General features: G+C 61.0%; 16 protein-coding genes and 1 pseudogene. 6 read left to right on the top strand and 11 right to left on the bottom strand.

The window, feature by feature from the left end:
* Positions 1-13: 13 nt before the first annotated feature.
* From WI754_RS17765 to WI754_RS17740, 6 genes are all read right to left on the bottom strand, one after another.
* Positions 14-670, bottom strand: coding sequence for a methionine ABC transporter permease (locus WI754_RS17765; protein ID WP_349434780.1), 657 nt, complete (start codon positions 668-670; stop codon positions 14-16).
* On the bottom strand, positions 651-1733 hold the full coding sequence (locus WI754_RS17760; protein WP_349434779.1) for an ATP-binding cassette domain-containing protein: 1083 nt from the start codon (positions 1731-1733) through the stop codon (positions 651-653). Before WI754_RS17760 ends, WI754_RS17765 begins: the two co-directional genes overlap by 20 nt.
* A gap of 102 nt (positions 1734-1835) precedes the next feature.
* Positions 1836-2684, bottom strand: a complete 849-nt coding sequence (locus WI754_RS17755; RefSeq protein ID WP_349434778.1) for a MetQ/NlpA family lipoprotein — start codon at positions 2682-2684, stop codon at positions 1836-1838.
* Positions 2685-2876: 192 nt separating this feature from the next.
* On the bottom strand, positions 2877-3182 hold the full coding sequence (locus WI754_RS17750; protein ID WP_349434777.1) for a hypothetical protein: 306 nt from the start codon (positions 3180-3182) through the stop codon (positions 2877-2879).
* A gap of 74 nt (positions 3183-3256) precedes the next feature.
* Entirely contained in the window at positions 3257-4297 is a 1041-nt protein-coding gene (locus WI754_RS17745) for an ABC transporter permease (RefSeq protein ID WP_349434776.1), read from the bottom strand.
* On the bottom strand, positions 4294-5778 hold the full coding sequence (locus WI754_RS17740) for a sugar ABC transporter ATP-binding protein (protein ID WP_349434775.1): 1485 nt from the start codon (positions 5776-5778) through the stop codon (positions 4294-4296). The genes WI754_RS17745 and WI754_RS17740 overlap by 4 nt, the downstream gene beginning before the upstream one ends.
* A gap of 409 nt (positions 5779-6187) precedes the next feature.
* Between WI754_RS17740 and WI754_RS17735 the strand changes: the two genes are divergently transcribed.
* Positions 6188-7183 (top strand): substrate-binding domain-containing protein, encoded by a 996-nt coding sequence (locus tag WI754_RS17735; RefSeq protein WP_349437856.1) that lies wholly within the window; start codon positions 6188-6190, stop codon positions 7181-7183.
* Positions 7184-7267: 84 nt separating this feature from the next.
* Complete coding sequence (locus WI754_RS17730) at positions 7268-8479, top strand: acyl-CoA dehydrogenase family protein (RefSeq protein WP_349434774.1); 1212 nt, start codon at positions 7268-7270, stop codon at positions 8477-8479.
* Between the two features lie 102 nt (positions 8480-8581).
* On the opposite strand, the gene WI754_RS17725 is transcribed toward WI754_RS17730, so the two are convergent.
* Both WI754_RS17725 and WI754_RS17720 read right to left on the bottom strand, forming a co-directional pair.
* Entirely contained in the window at positions 8582-9982 is a 1401-nt protein-coding gene (locus tag WI754_RS17725) for an LLM class flavin-dependent oxidoreductase (RefSeq protein WP_349434773.1), read from the bottom strand.
* Between the two features lie 21 nt (positions 9983-10003).
* Positions 10004-11221: an SfnB family sulfur acquisition oxidoreductase gene (locus WI754_RS17720; RefSeq protein WP_349434772.1), complete on the bottom strand. Its 1218-nt coding sequence runs from the start codon at positions 11219-11221 to the stop codon at positions 10004-10006.
* Positions 11222-11439: 218 nt separating this feature from the next.
* On the opposite strand from WI754_RS17720, the gene WI754_RS17715 reads away from it, so the two are divergent.
* A complete protein-coding gene (locus tag WI754_RS17715; protein ID WP_349434771.1) occupies positions 11440-12060 on the top strand; it encodes an alpha/beta hydrolase in 621 nt (206 codons plus the stop codon).
* Here the strand turns inward: WI754_RS17715 and WI754_RS17710 are convergent.
* The 3 genes from WI754_RS17710 to tauA are packed head-to-tail and all read right to left on the bottom strand — an operon-like array spanning position 12057 to position 14754.
* Positions 12057-12899, bottom strand: coding sequence for an ABC transporter permease subunit (locus WI754_RS17710; RefSeq protein WP_349434770.1), 843 nt, complete (start codon positions 12897-12899; stop codon positions 12057-12059). The two genes, WI754_RS17715 and WI754_RS17710, sit on opposite strands and share 4 nt — an antisense overlap.
* Complete coding sequence (locus tag WI754_RS17705) at positions 12896-13687, bottom strand: ATP-binding cassette domain-containing protein (RefSeq protein WP_349434769.1); 792 nt, start codon at positions 13685-13687, stop codon at positions 12896-12898. Before WI754_RS17705 ends, WI754_RS17710 begins: the two co-directional genes overlap by 4 nt.
* Before the next feature lie 59 nt (positions 13688-13746).
* Entirely contained in the window at positions 13747-14754 is a 1008-nt protein-coding gene (tauA, locus tag WI754_RS17700) for a taurine ABC transporter substrate-binding protein (protein WP_349434768.1), read from the bottom strand.
* Positions 14755-14938: 184 nt separating this feature from the next.
* Between tauA and WI754_RS17695 the strand changes: the two are divergent.
* The 3 genes and pseudogenes from WI754_RS17695 to WI754_RS17685 form a co-directional block, all read left to right on the top strand.
* A pseudogene (locus tag WI754_RS17695) lies at positions 14939-15095 on the top strand (SfnB family sulfur acquisition oxidoreductase); the annotation flags it as partial.
* Positions 15096-15359: 264 nt separating this feature from the next.
* Complete coding sequence (locus WI754_RS17690; protein ID WP_349434767.1) at positions 15360-16328, top strand: aliphatic sulfonate ABC transporter substrate-binding protein; 969 nt, start codon at positions 15360-15362, stop codon at positions 16326-16328.
* A 55-nt stretch (positions 16329-16383) separates the two neighbouring features.
* Positions 16384-17184: an ABC transporter permease gene (locus tag WI754_RS17685; protein WP_349437855.1), complete on the top strand. Its 801-nt coding sequence runs from the start codon at positions 16384-16386 to the stop codon at positions 17182-17184.

Raw genomic sequence — 17184 nt, 5'->3', positions numbered from 1 at the left:
CTGCGGCTGGCAATCAGGCGCGGTGATCGATACGGGCCATCAGCCGGTCGCCCAGCCACTGGATGCCGCAGACCATGACGATGAGCACGATGACCACGGCGATCATGACGCCTGTCTCGAAGCGTTGATAGCCGTAGCGGATCGCGAGATCCCCCAGCCCGCCGGCCCCGATCGCGCCGGCCATCGCCGATGCGCCGATGAGGGTGACGAGCGTGACGGTGAAGCCGGCGACGATGCCTGGCAGGGCTTCCGGCACCAGCACTTCACGGATGACGGTCCAGCGATTGCCACCCATGGCGCGCACCGCTTCGATCAGGCCCCGGTCGACCTCCCTGAGCGACACCTCGGCTATCCGGGCGTAATAGGGTGTCGCAGCGATCGCGAGCGGCACGATCGCCGCCCAGGTGCCGAGTGCTGTGCCGACGATCAGCCGCGTGATGGGGATGAGCGCCACCAGCAGGATGATGAAAGGCACGGAGCGGAAGCCGTTGACGATGGCGCCGAGCAGCCGGTTGACCCAGAGATTTTCGGCAATGCCGCCGCGATCGGTGGCAATCAGCGCCAGACCGAGCGGAAGTCCCGCCAGCAGGGAAATGAGGCCGGAGGCGCCGGTCATCAGAAGGGTTTCCCAGATCGAACGGAGAAGCAGATCAAGCAGAACGGGCGTCATAACCAAGGACCTCCACGCGGGCCGAGCAACCCTTCAGAAATTGCAGGACGGGATCCAGCCGGGATGGATCGGGCACGCCGATGAAGAAACGCGCAACCGGCTGCTCCTGGATGTGGTCGATGCCGCCATGGATCAACCGGAAGGAATTCGGCAGCGCGGCCGAGAGATCGGCAAAGAGCGGCGAATTGGCGTCCGGCCCGGCCAGATCGACGCGGAGCACCGCTTCGCCGCCCGGGTTTTGGCTGAGGCGGCGTGCGATATGGTCGGGCAGTCGCGGCCGGATGGTGCTGAGAAGGCTGCGCGTGGTCTCGCTGCGGGGATCGGCAAAGACCGACCAGACGGCGCCTTCCTCGACAATACGCCCGCCGTCAATGACCGCGACCCGATCGGCGATGTTGCGCACCACTTCCATCTCATGCGTGATCAGCAGAATGGTCAGGTCGAGCTTTTTGTTGATGTCCTTGAGAAGGGCCAGGATGGCATGCGTGGTTTCCGGGTCGAGCGCCGATGTGGCTTCGTCCGATAGAAGCAGCGCCGGCCGGCCGGCCAGCGCCCGGGCTATACCGACACGCTGCTTCTGCCCGCCCGACAGTGACGATGGATAGGCCTTTGCCTTTTCCGACAGCCCGACGAGATCCAGCAGTTCCGCGGCGCGTTTCAGGCGGGCGGCCTTCGGAACGCCCTCGATCTTCAGCGGCAGGGCGACGTTTTCCTCGACCGTCTTGGCCGAAAGCAGATTGAAGTGCTGGAAGATCATGCCGATCTTGCGCCGCAGAGGCTGAAGCTGTCGTTCGGAAAGGCCAGTGATATCGCGTCCTTCGATCAGGACAGTGCCAGAGTCCGGCCGTTCCAGCCCGTTGAGGCAGCGGATGAGCGTGGATTTCCCAGCGCCGCTGCGGCCGATGATACCGAGGATTTCGCCTTTGCGTACGGAGAGCGAGACTCCGTCGAGCGCCGCGGTCTCTCCGAAGTGGCGCCTGACATCGGTCAGCCTGACGACATCCGGCCTGTCGTCGGCGTCGTGCGGCGTGGCAATCGGGGCCACGGTGGTGTGGGAATTCATCGAACGTCCTTTTCCGCTTGCGCGGCAATCAATGGTCAACGCCAAAGGCGGCCCGGACGAAAGTCCGACGGCCGCCTTCACAGTTTCTGTATCTAGTCCGTATCAGTATGCGCTGATACCGGTGCCTTTGTAGACCCGATCGAACTCGGCCTTCACGGTGTCGTTCTGGTAGGCCGAGACAAGCGTCTTGACCCAGGGCTCGTTCTCCTGGCCGGCCTTCACGGCGATGAAGTTGCGGTACGGATTGTCCGCCACCGGCTCCTGGGCAATGCGATTGTCGGGCGTCAGGCCGCTCTTCAGCGCCCAGTCGGTGTTGACGACCGCCGCATCCAGATCGTCGATGGCGCGGCCAACAACGCCCGCATCGAGTTCTTTGATCTCGATTTTCTTCGGATTCTCGACGATGTCGGCAATGGTGGCCAGAATGCCGGTACCGTCCTTCAGCTTGATCAGGCCTTCATTCTGCAGTACGCGCAGAGCGCGGCCCTCGTTGGAAGGGTCGTTCGGTACACCAACGATCGCGCCATTCTGAAGATCCGCGATCTTGGTGAATTTCTTCGAATAGAGCCCGATCGGCCAGACGCCGGTGTAACCGACGGGGACGATCTTGTAGCCGTGTGTCTTGATCTGATTTTCGAGGTAAGGCTGATGCTGGAAGGCATTGGCGTCGATTTCGCCGCGTTCGAGCGCTTCGTTTGGCTGCGTGTAGTCGTTGAAGACGACGGTCTCGATCGTCAGGTTCTGCTTGGCGGCTTCCGCCGTCACCACGCGCCAGACGTCTTCGTCCTCGCCGCTGATGATGCCGACCTTGATCGACTTTGCGTCCTCGGCAAAGGACGTGTCAGGAAGCGAGGAGACCGCGACAGCGAATGTCGAGGCCAGCAAGACCGCAAGGGCCGCGCGTCGGGAAAGCGTTGCTGCCTTGGAGAGTGGGGCGAAGATGTTGCTCATGAGAGATCCTGTACAATTCCTGGGAGGACAAGGCTGGAAACGAGGGAGGTTCGTTTCTGAGCTCAGGATCGCAAATGCCTATTTGATAAGCGAAGCATGATTATGTTTTGTGCAGATTGATGCAGGAAAATTCTTCTGCCCCTGCAGGCGAGAGGAAATCAATTTTCTACTAATTTTGTGCAGTATTCGACCTCAGCCACCGTATAGGGCAGAGGCATGGGGCCATCGTCCGCCCACGCACCAGATCCTGTGCAGACCGACACCGTCGATGTGCAGCGCGCCGATCTTGCGCGGCATGTCCGGCACCGAGATATCGTAAACGGTCATGCCGGCCGTCCAGGGGCGCTTCGTCAGCCCACCTTTCGAACGTGCCACGGTCTCGCCGACGGACTGGGTGTAATAGGCTTTTTCATCGGTGAAGCTGTGGACGTCGGCAAAAAGATTGAGAGCGTCGATGACGAGAAGCAGGTCGTCATGGTCTGGAGATGGATGTTCCACGTGTTGGGCGGCACTGCCACATAGGTGACATTGCCCGGGTTTTTCGGATCGCGCGCACGTGGTTATTGATGGGGTCAGCGCGAACTGCGTCCGAGCCCGTAAGTGAGGGCCAGCGCGCCGACGAGAGCGGCGCCCTTGACGAAATCCTGGGTGTAGTACGGCGCATTCAGCATCGTCAGCCCGTTCAGTAGGATGCCGACGAAGACGGCGCCGACGATGGTGCCGAAAACGTTGGGGCGGCGCATGCCCAGTACCGCAAAGCCGATCAGCGATGCGGCCACGGCATCCATCAGCAGCGATCCTCCCGACGAGACATCGCCGCGTCCGACGCGGGCAGCCACGATGATGCCGCCGAGCGACGCGAGGGTGCCGGAAAGCACGTAGGCGAGTGTTTTGAGGCGTGGAACCGAGGCGCCCGCGAGCCGCGTCGCGACCTCGTTGCCGCCCGTGGCAAACAGCAGCCGGCCGATGCGGGTATGCTCGGTCAGAACGTGGAGAGCGAGGGCGACCAGAAGCATGACCGCGACAGGCGCCGGGACCACGCCGAACAGGCTCGATCTGCCGATCAGCAGGAAGGCGGGGGCGTAGCTGCCTGTTGCCGTCGAACCGTCGGGAAGAATGAGCCCCGATGAAATCGAGCGGCCTGCGGTCGGGATCAGTTGGAGGCCGCTCAGCAGAAACATGACTGCGAGTGTTGCGAGAAGGTCAGGCACCCTCAGCTTGACGATCAGAAAAGCATTGAACAGGCCGACAAGGGAACCGAAGGCGAGGACCAGAGGCACGGTCTGGGCAACATTCAGGCCCCAGACGATCATCGCGTAGCTTGCCGCCATGACGCTGGAAGCAGCAACGGCGCCGATAGACAGGTCGAAGCCGCCGACGGCCAGCGTGACGGTGACCCCGGTGCCGAGGATGGCGACCACCGAGACGGCCTGGAGGATGCTCATCTGGTTGGCGAGATTGATGAAGGCAGGCTGGGCGATCGAAAAGCCGATTATCATGGCCGCCAGCAAGACGAAGACGGCGCTGGTGCGCACAAGCATTCGCAGTCGGTCGAACGGGATCGGTCGCGCGCTGGCGCTCAACGTCCGTGTCTGTTTGTCGATCGGTGTCATCGTGCTGCTGCCTCGAATGTCTGTGCCGATGCCGGGCTCAGAGCCGCCGGTGTCAGCGTGTGATGGTCGATGAAAAGGATCCGGTCGGCGACTTCGAGCGCCTCCTCCGGATCGGATGTGGCGATCAGCGTGGCGCGCTGCGTATTGGCGCGGATCGCCGTGATGATGTCGTGGCGGGCGCCGACATCGACGCCCTGGAAGGGCTCGTCGAGCAAAAGAAGGCGGCTCGGTTCCGCTTCCCATCGCCCGAGGATGACTTTCTGCTGATTGCCGCCGGAGAGCGAGGATATGGCGGCATCCGGTCCTGATGCCCTGATACCGAGCCGGTGAATGGCACGCCCGGCTTCGGCCTGCTCGCGTCGGCCCAGAAGGAAGCCGGACGGAAACCATATCGCGAGATGCGGCAGGCTGATGGTGGCGGCAAGCGTACTTCCCGGCCAATCCGCAGGCATCAGCGAAGAGCGGTGTCTGTCTTCCGCCGCCATGAACACGCCGGCATCAATCGCGGCCCGAACAGAAGCGGGCGCGTAGGAGTTGCCATCAAGGTACATGGTTCCGCCGGCCAACGCCGCATTGCCAAAGATTGCCGAGAGAAGACGGCTTTTTCCCGCACCGAGCACGCCCGAAATCGCGACGACCTCGCCGGCGTGGAGATCAAGGTCGAAGGGAATCGTGCCCGGCAGCAGGGAAGCATTCCGCATTTCGAAGATCGGTGCGCCCGTCGCCTCACGCGTATCCGGTCGAGCCGACTGGAGTGGTCGGCCGATCATCGTTTCGACGGCCTTTTCGAAATCGACGGGGCGGTTGAAGCTGCCGACCACCTGGCCGCCGCGCATGACGGCAACCCTGTCTGCCAGAGCTTCCAGATCGGCAATCCTGTGCGAGATATAGAGGATCGCCATTCCTTCGCCGCGCAAGCGCTTCAGGATCCGATAGAGCCGCTCGGACTCCGGTCCGGAAATGCTGGCTGTTGGTTCGTCCAGGATGAGGACCAACGCCTTGCGCGCGACAGCGCGGGCGATGGCGACCAGTTGACGATCGGCAGCCGACAGGTCGGCGAACTCCTGATCCAGTGGCAATTCGAAGCCCGCTTCCGTCAAGATGTCGCGAGCCTTCCGGCGGATGGTTCGTCTGCTCACGAAGAACGGTGCCGATCCGTCGGCGTAGCTGTTGAGCAAAAGGGTATCGGCCACGGTCAATCCGGGGGCTCCGACCCGGTCGGTGGATTGATGGACGGTTACGATACCGGCGTGGCCGGCGTCCGCGGGAGATCGCACCGCATAGGGGTGACCGGCAAATGTGATGGTGCCGCTGTCCGCATCAAGCGCGCCGGACAGGATATTCACCAAGGTCGATTTGCCGGCCCCGTTCGCTCCCATCAGGGCCACGATTTCTCCGGCGTCCAGCTCGAGGCTGGCCCCCGCAAGTGCCCGCGTGGGTCCGAATGAACGGACCAGTCTGTCGATCTTCAAAAGGGGCATATGATAACCGGGTGTGTATAAAATTCCTATAGTCTATAGAATATATGTAATTTAAATAAGCGCTAGGCGGCGTACTGAAAGGGGATTCCAAACTCGAGGGCTTCCCGACAAATTCGTTCCGGCCGAAGGGCGCCGCATGAAACATCGCACCGGGGTCTGCTGGCGTCCTACCTCTACAGGTGCGCAATGATTGCCTGTTCTGTCGCGCCTACAATTCGGAGATGAAATTTCTCCGGCGACGAGTAAAAACAGAAGCCCATATTTGTCTATAAAATACATAAAATATATAAATTAATGGAGCGGATCCGGCACGGATCGACGCTGTGATTGAGAGCGATCAAGAAGGGATCAGACAATGCGACATCTTTTTGCGGGACTGGCGTCCGCTGCATTCATAACATTTGGTCTCATGGGCGGCGGCGCGCAGGCCGAGGGGCTGGAGGGAGCACCCGCGCCGTTCGACAAGGGTGGTGTCAAGGTGGCGCTGATTGCCTATATTTCGGGTGGGGATTTCTTCCAGGCATACCAGGCGGGCGCTGAGGCGCAGGCCAAGGCGCTGGGTATCGACCTGCGCATTTTCCCGGGCAAACAGAATGCGGCCGAGCAGCGCGAGCAGATCAACCAGGCCATCAATCTCGGCGTCCAGGGCATCGTGATCGACCACGGTCAACCGGAAGCGATCAGTGACGTGGCGCAGCAGGCTATCGATGCCGGCGTCAAGGTTGTGGCGTTTGACGTCAATCTCAACAACAAGGCAATCCCGCAGGTGGAACAGAGCGACCACGAACTGTCGCGCCTTGCGCTCGAGCAGGTCGCCAAGGATAACGGCACCAGCTTCAATGCCGGTTACGTCTATGTCGCAGGATTTGCGCCGCTGGACCGCCGCAACGAGGTTTGGGAAAAATTTAGAGCCGACAATGCTGGTGTCGTCGAAAAAGCCAGGTTTGGTGTGGTGAACGATACGACCGCGACCAGCACCGCCGATCAGGCAAAGGCTGCGTTGACGGCCAACCCCGACATCAACGTTGTCTTCGCGCCCTATGATGAATTCGCCCGCGGCGTAAAGCTGGCGGCGGCCGATCTCGGGATATCCGACAAGCTCAAGATCTATTCCGCCGACGTCTCCACTGCCGATATTCAGGAAATCGTCGAGGAGGGCAGTCCGTGGGTTGCGACCGTTGCGACCAATCCGGCTGTCGTCGGCGCGGTTTCCATCCGGGCGGTCGCGCTTCAGATTGCCGGCCAGGAGGTTCCTGCCACGATCCTCGTGAAACCGGCGCTGTTGACGCAGGCGCAACTGCGGGAAGCCGGTGTCACGACGATCGAGGAACTGGCGGCGAAAGTGCCGGCGTTCAGCGAAAGCGACGCGGTCACCGCGGACTGGATCCCCGCTAGGCTCTATTGATTTCCTCTTCCCGCCCGGCAGCGCACACAGAAATGGTGCTGCCGGTTACGGCATATCTTTTACTACCAAACGGAGATACAGGCGATGAGTGACGTGCAAATCCTGCGCAATCCCAGGCATGAGGACGAACTGGTGGGCCTGTTTGCCCGGGCTGAGAACATCGCGGCGGATCTGACCGCACGGGGTGCTGCGCTCGATGCCGCGGGCAGGCCGCCACTTGAGGAAATCCAGACGCTGAAAATGGCCGGGCTGCTCAATGCCCTGCATCCCAAGGAGATCGGCGGTAGCGGGATCGACTGGGTGTCAGCGCTCAGGCTCGTGCGCATCCTCTCGCGCGGCGAAAGCTCGATCGGCCAGCTGCTGGGCTATCACTATGTCAACAGCCAGTACATCTACTGGGGCGCGTCCGATCCCGCGAAGGCAAAAGCACTGGGCATTGAGACCGTTGCCCGCAACCTCTACTGGGGCGCCGCCGTCAATCCGCGCGACCCCGGTCTCGTGCTTTCCCGCAAAGGCGACGGTTATGTCCTCAACGGCCGCAAGACCTTCTCGACGGGTGCGCGGGTTTCGGACCGCATCAATGTCAACGCCACCATCGACGGCAAGATTGCCAATTTCGTGATCCCCACCGATCGGCCGGGTTACGTCACCAATGACGACTGGGACAATATCGGCCAGCGTCTGTCCGATAGCGGCAGCGTCGAATTCCATGATTTTCCGGTGACGCGTGACGATTTCATACAGCCGCTCGCCGATCCCTCGGACAAGCCCCCGGTGCTTGCGACATTCAACACGCCGTTGATCCAGCTCGTCTTCGTCAATTTTTACCTCGGGACAGCAGAGGGCGCACTGAGCGCAGCGCTCGACTATGTCCGGACGACGACGCGGCCCTGGGTAACATCAGGCATCGAACGAGCATCGGACGATCCTTATATCCTGGAGCGTGTCGGTGAGTACCGCTCGACGCTAAAGGCTTCCGTTGCACTCGCCGATCAGGCGGCAGGCGAGGTGCAGGATGCGCTGGCGCGGGGGAAATCCGTCACCGAACGGCAGCGCGGGGAGGCTGCCATCGCAGCCTATGAGGCAAAGGTCTACGCCACCCACGTCTCGCTCGATATCACGTCCAAGGTCTTCGAACTGATGGGCGCCCGTGCCACGGCTGCGCATTATGGCTTTGACCGTTACTGGCGGAATGTCCGGACGCACACCCTGCACGATCCCGTGTTCTACAAGGCACGGGAAGTGGGGGAGTTCGCGTTGAACGACCGCATTCCTGAGGTCAGCCTTTACAGCTGATCAATCTGATTTGGCCTTGCAGGAGATGCCCAAACCACTAACAAGGACACCGGGAAATGCGTTTCCCGGTGTCCTTGTTTATGATGGCAGCAGTCTTGTTTGTCAGTTTTGGCCGGAGGCGATCCTCGTATCCCGTCCCGACAGGTTGCGGAAATTGACGGCGGGGTGCGGGGCCTGGAGCCTCGGTCCCTGTCCGAACAGCTTTTCGCGCAGCGTGCCTTTGGCGTAGTCCGTCTTGTAAACACCGCGCTTCTGTAGTTCCGGGACCAGAAGGTCGACCGTGTCCTCGAAGGTTTCCGGCGTGACGGCATAGGCAAGGTTGAATCCGTCGACGTCGGTATCTTCGACCCATTCCTGCAGCAGGTCGGCAACCGTCTGCGGCGAGCCGACGAAGACCGGGCCGAAGCCGCCGATGCCGACCCAGTCGGCCATTTCCCTGACGGTCCAGACCTTGTCCGGATCGATGGTTGTGAAGGTCTCGACGGCGGACTGGACGGCGTTGGTGTAGCGGTGGCGCAGCGGTTCGTCAGGAGAGAATTGTCCGAAATCGATGCCGGTCCAGCCCGAGATCAAAGTCAGTGCGCCCTCGTACGAGACATACTTGCGGTATTCGTCGAACTTCTTCTTTGCTTCTGCGTCCGTCTCGCCGAGGATGACGGTCTGCAGGTTGAAGGCGAGGATCTCGCGCGGATTGCGGCCGGCGCGCTCGGCCGCTTCGCGGACGTTCGAGACGTAGCGTTTCAGGACGGTCTTGGACGGTGCCGCCACGAAGATGCATTCGGCATTGGCGCCGGCGAAATCCTTGCCACGGCTCGATGCGCCCGCCTGGTAAAGCACCGGCGTGCGCTGTGGCGAGGGTTCGCTCAGATGAATACCGGGTACCTTGAAATACTGGCCGTCATGCCGAATGGGGTGGACCTTTTCCGGATGTGTGAAGATGCCGCTTGCCCGGTCGCGGACCGCCGCATCCTCTTCCCAGCTGCCTTCCCAGAGCTTGTAGCAGACCTCGAGATACTCCTCGGCCAGATCGTAGCGGTCGTCATGCTTGACCTGCTGCGCCTGGCCGATGTTGAGCGCGCCGGAGTTAAGGTAGGACGTGACGATGTTCCAGCCGACGCGGCCTTTCGTCAGATGGTCAAGCGTCGAGATGCGCCGTGCGAAGGTGTAGGGATGCTCGAAGGACAGCGACGCCGTCAGGCCGAAGCCGAGATGTTCGGTGACATAGGCCATGGTCGGCACGAGCTGCAGCGGATCGTTCACCGGCACCTGAGCCGAATGCTTGAGCGCGGCATTGGTGTTGCCGTTCAGCACATCGTAGACGCCGAGCACATCGGCAATGAACAGTCCGTCGAACTTGCCGCGCTCCAGCGTCCTGGCCAAGTGAACCCAGTAGTCGAGGTCCTTGTATTTGTGCGACTGGTCGCGCGGATGGGTCCAGAGACCCGGCGACTGGTGACCGACGCAGTTCATGTCAAAGGCGTTGAGGCGTATTTCGCGGCTCATGATCGTCATTCCCCGGAGATTTCAGAGGGCGCCGTTGCGCGGCGGCAGCGTGTCGTTGAGGTGGTAGTCACCGACGACGTGATACTTCCAGCGCACCGGATCATGCAGCGTGTGCGTCCGGGCATTGCGCCAGTGGCGATCAAGGTTGAGCCCGACCTTGGTCGAGGACGTGCCGGCCAGTTCGAACAGCGTGTTTGTGGCTTCAAGCGCAATCTCGGTCGTCAGCACCTTGGCGCCGGCGACGGCCAGTGTTGCCTCGATCGCATTTTCCGCGGTCGGGTTGACCTGGGCGATGTCGACCTTGTGTCCGGCCCGCTCGACGAGTGCCGAAGCCGCCTCTAGCCGGATCGCGAGATTGCCGACCTTGGCGACGGTCAGCGGGTCCTGCGAGGCGCGCTCGACGCCGCTGTTCATCCAGGGACGGGCCTTATTGCGAACGAAATCGATGGTCTCCGTGAAAGCGGCGCGTGCAATACCGAGATCGATACCTGCGTGGATGATCTGGCCAACGGAGCCGATCGTCGTCGCCCGCTCGAACCCCCGGTGATGGCGCACAACGGCGTCCGCGTTGACGTAGACATTCTGAAGAACGGTGGTGCCGCTGCCGGTGGTGCGCTGGCCGAAACCGTCCCAGTCGTCGATGATCTGCAGGCCTTCGCTGTTGCGCGGAACGAAGGACATGGTCAGCTGGTCTTCTGCATCCAGTGCGAAAATGACGATCCATTCGGCAAAGAGAACACCGGTCGAATAGAATTTGCGGCCATTGATCCTGTAGCCGATGCCGTCGGCTGTAAGGCGTGTGTTGTAGTCGCCGACAGTCTTCGTTCCGATTTCCGACAAGGCATTGCCGAAGCGATCGCCGGCAAGGGCACGGTCGAAGAAGAACTTCTTCTGTTCCTCACTGCCGTCGGTGCGCAGCGCCTCGAGAATGTAGAAGTGGTTCTGCGGGATCTGGCCGATCGAGCCGTCGGCTTCCGACAGGATCGCTATGACCTCGGCGAGAACTGCGTTCGACACGTCTGCGCCGCCATATGCGTCGGGTACCGTTATCGCAAGCAGGCCTGATTGTGCGAGGAGGTCGATCTCGTCATAGGGGATGATGCGATTAACATCGCGCTCGCTCGCCCGCTCTGCAAAGATCGACGCGAGGCGCCGTGCCGCTTCGAGAGCCTCTTCTTCCGTCCTGAGCCTGTGTGCCGCTGGGCGGATATGCTCGGAGAGATGTGACACGGTTGCCATAAATCGCTTCCAATCCTGTGAGGGTGGATCATCAGTGGCGGAATGACGAATTTTCGTGAAGGTAGCATATTCTATCGATTTTATGGATATTGAATTTTCTTTCCTTACAGAAGTTTTTTGCCGCCGTCATAGTTGGCGTCATGGTTGGGTGTCTGTCTTCGTTCAAGCCAGATCGTTCGCGAAAGGGCATCCACTCTTCGTTTGTGGGAGCCGACGCGATGACGCGTACACTTATCCTGCCGGGTTTCATGGGGTCTGGAACGGACCATTGGCAGCAGCATTGGTTGTCCGACTATCCCGGCTCGCGCCTGGTGGAGCAGGACAACTGGGACCGGCCGCATCTGGATGCTTGGCTCGTGCGTCTTGAATCTGCTCTCGAAAAGCACGGTGACGTTATACTCGTCGCGCACAGCCTTGGTTGCTTGCTGGCTGCGCATCTTGCAGGTCGGGCATCGGCTGAAAGAATCCGTGGGGCGCTGCTTGTTGCGCCCTGTCATCTCGACAGGACAGACCAAATCCATCCGGATGCCATCCGCTTCGGGTCGATGCCGGAAAAACGATTGCCGTTTCCAAGCCTTGTCATCGCGAGCCTGAACGACCCTTATATGCCGTTCGAGCAATGCCGGCACTACGCGTCCGTTTGGGGCAGTGATCTGATCGATCTTGGGTATGCCGGACACATCAACGTGGCAAGCGGATTTGGGCGTTGGGTGCATGGTTATAGGCTCGCGTCCCTCTTCCAGCGCGATGGTTCGGACGGGATGCCCGGGACGGTATCAAGGATCGGTTCGCACCGCCCGTTCCGGGGAATAGTTCGGGACAGACGATTGCTGTCCTAGAGCCGGCTTCCCCAGGGAACGAAGCGCCGTTCGATCAGTCGCGCAACGGTTTCCAGCAGAAAGGCGATCGCGGCGATGGCAAGAATGCCGCCGATGACGACGTCGGTGACCAGAAATTGGGCGGCAGCCTGAATCATGAACCCGAGGCCGCGTGTTGCCGCGACAAGTTCCGCGGCAACCAGCGTAGACCATCCCGCACCAAGCGCGATCCGGATCCCGGTGAGTATGGAGGGCAGGGCGCTCGGAAGCGTGACATGCCGAAGAACCTGGGTGGGCGTGGCTCCAAAGGAGCGGGCGGCGTTGATCCTGTCGCTCGAAACAGACTTCACCCCCGCCACTGTCGAGAGGATGATCGCCGGCAGCATGGCGAGCGAGATAACAACGATTTTCGAGGTCTCACCGATGCCGACCCAGATGATGATCAGCGGCAGATAGGCAAGCGGCGGCAAGGGTCTGAGAAATTCCACGATAGGGTCGAAAATCCCCTTGCCGACTTGGCTTGACGCAATGGCGAGACCAACGGGAATGCCGATAGTGACAGAGGCAAGCAGGGCTGCGAAAATCCGCAGCAGGCTGGCCAGCGTGTGCTGCGCCAGCGTCGAATCCACGAAACCCGTGGTAGCGAGATTACCAAACGACACGGCAACGGTCAGTGGCGAGGGCAGGAAAACGGGCGAAACCACCTGATAAGAGGATAGCGTCCACCAGCCGGTGATGAGGAGGGCAACGGTCCCTACAGATACCAGGCCGGTCGGAGTGATGAGGCGCGCTTTTGGGCCGTTATCGTCCGCTTTTGCGATCGCGCCGGCGGGAGCCGGAGTTTCCATCGGCAGCGTCATGCGGCGTGCTCCGTCCTTGTGTCGTGAATGAGGTCTGTCAGTCTGTCGTGCAGTGTCTGGAAGGCGGGATCCTTCTTGATCGACCGGGCTGCTCTGCCATCGAGCGCGGCTCGTCCGAAGGATACGGGGATGTCGGCGGTGATGCGGCCCGGATTGGGCGACAGCACGATGATCCGCGTGGCAAGGAAAAGCGCTTCCTCGATGCTGTGGGTGATCAGCATGACGCCGGCCCGGCTGTCCGCCCAGACGCCCAGAAGGAAGGATTGCATCCTTTCCCGTGTCAGCGCATCGAGGGCGCCCAAGGGCTCGTCCAGCAGAAGGAACTTCGGTTCCGACGCGAGTGCGCGGGCGATGCCGACGCGCTGCCGCATGCCACCGGACAACTCCCATATCTTCTTTTGGCCCGCGCCAGCCAGTCCCACATGGGCGAGCAGTTGTTCCGCCACTTTGTGCCGCTCTGCCACGGCCATCCCTCGCAGCCGCAGCGGAAAGGCGATATTGTCGCGGGCATCGAGCCAAGGGTAGAGCGCGTCGTCCTGAAAGACCACCGCGCGATCAGCGTCGGGCTTTGTAACCGGCTTGCCATCCACCGCGATACGGCCCTTTCCGGGCGTAAGGAAGCCGGCGGCGAGATTGAGGAGGCTTGTCTTTCCGGAGCCCGAGCGGCCTATAACCGCAACGAATTCGTCGGAGCGGATACTGAGATTGATGGAATCGAGAACCGGCCCCGCGTTTCCATTCGGCGCGCCATAGTCCAGGGAAACGCCTTCGAAAGTAAGAGAGCTCACGGCAAGACCTTTTCGGAAGGGCCGAGCGTCGGCGGGGACGCCCGGCGAGTGCGTCATTTTCAGAAAGAAAGTTTGACTGCTTCCTCGACCCAGCGGGTCGAGACGTAGGGCGCATAGTCCGGAAGGACCGACGGGATCTTGCCCTGTTCCAGAAGGAAGGCCGATGTCTCGGCGACCGCCTTAACGGTGCCGCCGCCCAGCAGTCCGGTGCCGGCCTGTTCTTCGAGCGAGGGGAAATAATAGCCCTTGAGCAGCGCCGGAACCTCATCCTGTTTGGCGCCGGTCAGTTTCGCGATCTTTTCCGCCTGCGCCGATGTGCCGTTCCATCCATCTGGATTGGCGCGATAGGAGGCATAGGCATCGCCGGTAACTTTTACGAAGGCGGTAACGATTTCCGGATGGGCTTCAGCAAAATCCTTGCTGACGATCCAGGCATCGAATGTCGGGCCACCCCAGTCGGCGACATCCGCCGAGGTCGCAAGTACTGTGGCCGATTTCTTCAGTTCGGTCAGAACCGGATCCCAGACATAGGCGCCGTCAATGTCGCCACGCGCCCAGGCGGCCGCAATTTCCGGCGGCCGCAGGTTGAGAATCTCAAGCGACTTCGGATCAACGTTCCAGTGCTTTAGCGCGGTGAGCAGGCTGTAATGCGCGGTCGAGACGAAAGGTGTGGCAATCTTTTTGCCTGCCAGTTCCTCCGGCTTTGTAACACCCTTGACAGCCAGTGCTTCCGCTTCGCTGATCAGGCCGACGACGAAGATCGTCTCGATCCCAAGCCCCCGGCTTGCCGCGGCCGCCAGCGGTGACGAGCCGACATAGCCGATATCGAGCGATCCCGATGCAATGGCGGCGATCACGTCGGCGCCGCCGTCGAATTTCTGCCAGTTGATCTTGGCTCCCGTCACCTTCTCATAGGTGCCGTCGGCCTGCGGTACGCGCGATGGTTCGACGATGGGCTGGTAGCCGATGTTGACTGTCACATCGGCGGCATAGGACGAGCCGATATTGGCAGCGATGAAAACGGCGGCTGCGGCCACCGATACGAAAAGACGTCTTGTGATGGACATATTGATCCTCTTTGCCGTTCGAGACTTGTCGTTTCCGGCCCGGACCCCATGGTGTGATAATCGGAAACGTCACCATTAACATCACTTAGTCGATATATTTAATGTAGATATAATGTTCTCTGAATGCCTGTCTTTTCGCAATGATGTTCTAAAGTTCAAAAACGGAACATTCCGCCGGCCCGAAGCCACCAACAAGATGTTCGAACTGGTCGGAACGCGCTCGACGCACACGGTCTTGACCGCCATTGGCGCAACGCCGCACCCGCACGCCGCACGATCCGGTCCGCTGGAAATATGATTTCCTCAACGGCGAGAAGCCGCCGCTCCATTCCTGGAGCTGACCAATAGCACGGACAGGGGGTGGGCGATCCGCCGTCTTTCCTGTCCGTCGACTACCGGTGCACTGGCAAGGCTGAAAGCTGCGCGCTGTCTAAGGCACGGGGGCCGGCGTTGCTTGCCATCAGTCTCAGTTTTCCCGAGGGAAGCATATTCTATAAAATAGATAGATATTAATATCTAATTGTTCGCCCGTCTTCACAGCGGCCGCTACGCTGCTCTCTCATCGAGATTTGCGCAGGGGGCGCACTGAAAAGGGGACGAAAATCATGAAGTTCTTTAGTTCGACACTGCTGGGGCTTGCCGCCGCAATCAGTCTGGGACTTTCCGCAGCATCCGCCGCGGAAATCTCCGAGATCCGGATCGACTGGGCAACATACAATCCGGTCAGCCTGCTTCTGAAAAAGGAAGGCCTGCTCGAAAAGGAGTTCGAGAAGGATGGGATCAGTGTCCGCTGGGTGCAGTCTGCCGGTTCCAACAAGGCACTTGAGTTCCTCAATGCCGGTTCGATCGATTTCGGTTCGACCGCTGGTGCCGCAGCACTGATCGCGCGGGTCAACGGCAATCCGGTCAAGTCGATTTATGTCTATTCCCGGCCTGAATGGACGGCGCTGGTGACCCGTGCGGACACGGGCATCGCGTCGGTTGCCGATCTCAAGGGCAAGTCGATCGCCGTCACGCGCGGTACCGACCCGCATATCTTTCTCGTGCGCGCACTGGCGGATGCCGGTCTCTCGGAAACTGATGTCAAGCTGGTGCTGCTGCAGCACGCGGACGGCAAACTTGCTCTGCTGCGTGGCGACGTCGATGCCTGGGCCGGCCTTGATCCGCTGATGGCGTCGGCCGAGGTCGAGGAAAATGCCGCATTGTTTTACCGCAAGCCCGAAAACAACACGTGGGGCGTTCTGAATACCAGCGAGACTTTCGCCGCCGAGCATCCGGATATCGTCAAGCGCGTCATCGCGGCCTACGAGCAGGCCCGGCAGGACGCGGTTGCCGATCCGGCCGCGCTGAAGGCCGTGCTGGTCGAAGCCGCAAAGCTGCCGGAAAACGTGATCGCCAAGCAACTGGAGCGCACTGACCTGACCCAGCTAACGATCGGTGCTCTGCAGCGCGAGACGATCGCCGCCGCCGGCAAGGCGCTCCAGAGCGCTGGCGTTCTGCCGGCCGATGTGAACATCGATGCGGTCACGGCCGAACTGATCGACGAGCGCTTTGCAGTCGGCCAGAGCCAGTGAGGTTCGCGTTTTCATGACGGATACAGCAGAAACAGCCCGTCCCCTTGTGATCCCGATGCCGCAGGCCCCTGCGGCATCTTGGATATCGGCGGCCGGCGCACGTGTCGCGGTCGCATGGGCCGTACCGGTGGCGGTTCTGCTTATCTGGGAGGCTTCGATCGCGTCTGGCCTTTTCACCGGGCGGCTGATGCCGCCACCATCCCGCGTCATGGCAACGCTGTGGGGTCTTCTGCTATCTGGCGACTTGCTCAGCCATATCTCGATCACGACATTGCGGGTGATCCTCGGCTTCGGTCTGGGCACGGTTGCCGGAACGATCGCGGGAGCTGCGACCGGTTATTTCGGTCCGGCACGCCGTCTGCTTGATCCCACCATCCAGGCGCTTCGCGCGATCCCGTCGATCGCCTGGGTTCCGCTCTTCATCCTGTGGTTCGGCATCTTCGAAACGTCGAAGGTCATGCTCATTGCCGTCGGCGTTTTCTTTCCGGTCTATCTCGGCGTCTGCGGCGCGCTGCAGTCCGTCGACCGCAAGATTGTCGAAGTCGGACGCATATTCCGCCTCTCGGGTTTTGCGCTCGTCCGGCGAATCCTGCTGCCGTCAATCCTGCCGTCCTACATCCTGTCACTGCGGTCGGGGCTGGGTCTCGGCTGGATGTTCGTCGTCGCGGCGGAGTTCATGGGCGCTTCCGAGGGGCTGGGCTACCTGTTGGTCGATGGCCAGCAGCTTGGCAAGCCGGATCAGATCATCGCGGCGATCATCACCTTTGCGCTCATTGGCAAGGCGACTGACAGTCTGCTTGTCGCCGCCACGGCGCCACTGGTGCGCTGGCAGGACAATTTCCGGCGGGAGGGTTGA

The sequence above is a fragment of the Pararhizobium sp. A13 genome (assembly GCF_040126305.1).
In the GTDB taxonomy this organism is placed as follows: Bacteria; Pseudomonadota; Alphaproteobacteria; order Rhizobiales; family Rhizobiaceae; genus Pararhizobium.
This window is presented reverse-complemented; position numbering and strand designations above follow the sequence as displayed.

Excerpts from the sequence above, each read along its gene's own strand:
- WI754_RS17765 (WP_349434780.1), bottom strand. The coding sequence starts at position 670 with ATGACGCCCGTTCTGCTTGATCTGCTTCTCCGTTCGATCTGGGAAACC.
- WI754_RS17760 (WP_349434779.1), bottom strand. The coding sequence starts at position 1,733 with ATGAATTCCCACACCACCGTGGCCCCGATTGCCACGCCGCACGACGCC.
- WI754_RS17755 (WP_349434778.1), bottom strand. The coding sequence starts at position 2,684 with ATGAGCAACATCTTCGCCCCACTCTCCAAGGCAGCAACGCTTTCCCGA.
- WI754_RS17745 (WP_349434776.1), bottom strand. The coding sequence starts at position 4,297 with ATGACACCGATCGACAAACAGACACGGACGTTGAGCGCCAGCGCGCGA.
- WI754_RS17740 (WP_349434775.1), bottom strand. The coding sequence starts at position 5,778 with ATGCCCCTTTTGAAGATCGACAGACTGGTCCGTTCATTCGGACCCACG.
- WI754_RS17735 (WP_349437856.1), top strand. The coding sequence starts at position 6,188 with ATGGGCGGCGGCGCGCAGGCCGAGGGGCTGGAGGGAGCACCCGCGCCG.
- WI754_RS17730 (WP_349434774.1), top strand. The coding sequence starts at position 7,268 with ATGAGTGACGTGCAAATCCTGCGCAATCCCAGGCATGAGGACGAACTG.
- WI754_RS17725 (WP_349434773.1), bottom strand. The coding sequence starts at position 9,982 with ATGAGCCGCGAAATACGCCTCAACGCCTTTGACATGAACTGCGTCGGT.
- WI754_RS17720 (WP_349434772.1), bottom strand. The coding sequence starts at position 11,221 with ATGGCAACCGTGTCACATCTCTCCGAGCATATCCGCCCAGCGGCACAC.
- WI754_RS17715 (WP_349434771.1), top strand. The coding sequence starts at position 11,440 with ATGACGCGTACACTTATCCTGCCGGGTTTCATGGGGTCTGGAACGGAC.
- WI754_RS17710 (WP_349434770.1), bottom strand. The coding sequence starts at position 12,899 with ATGACGCTGCCGATGGAAACTCCGGCTCCCGCCGGCGCGATCGCAAAA.
- tauA (WP_349434768.1), bottom strand. The coding sequence starts at position 14,754 with ATGTCCATCACAAGACGTCTTTTCGTATCGGTGGCCGCAGCCGCCGTT.
- WI754_RS17690 (WP_349434767.1), top strand. The coding sequence starts at position 15,360 with ATGAAGTTCTTTAGTTCGACACTGCTGGGGCTTGCCGCCGCAATCAGT.
- WI754_RS17685 (WP_349437855.1), top strand. The coding sequence starts at position 16,384 with ATGCCGCAGGCCCCTGCGGCATCTTGGATATCGGCGGCCGGCGCACGT.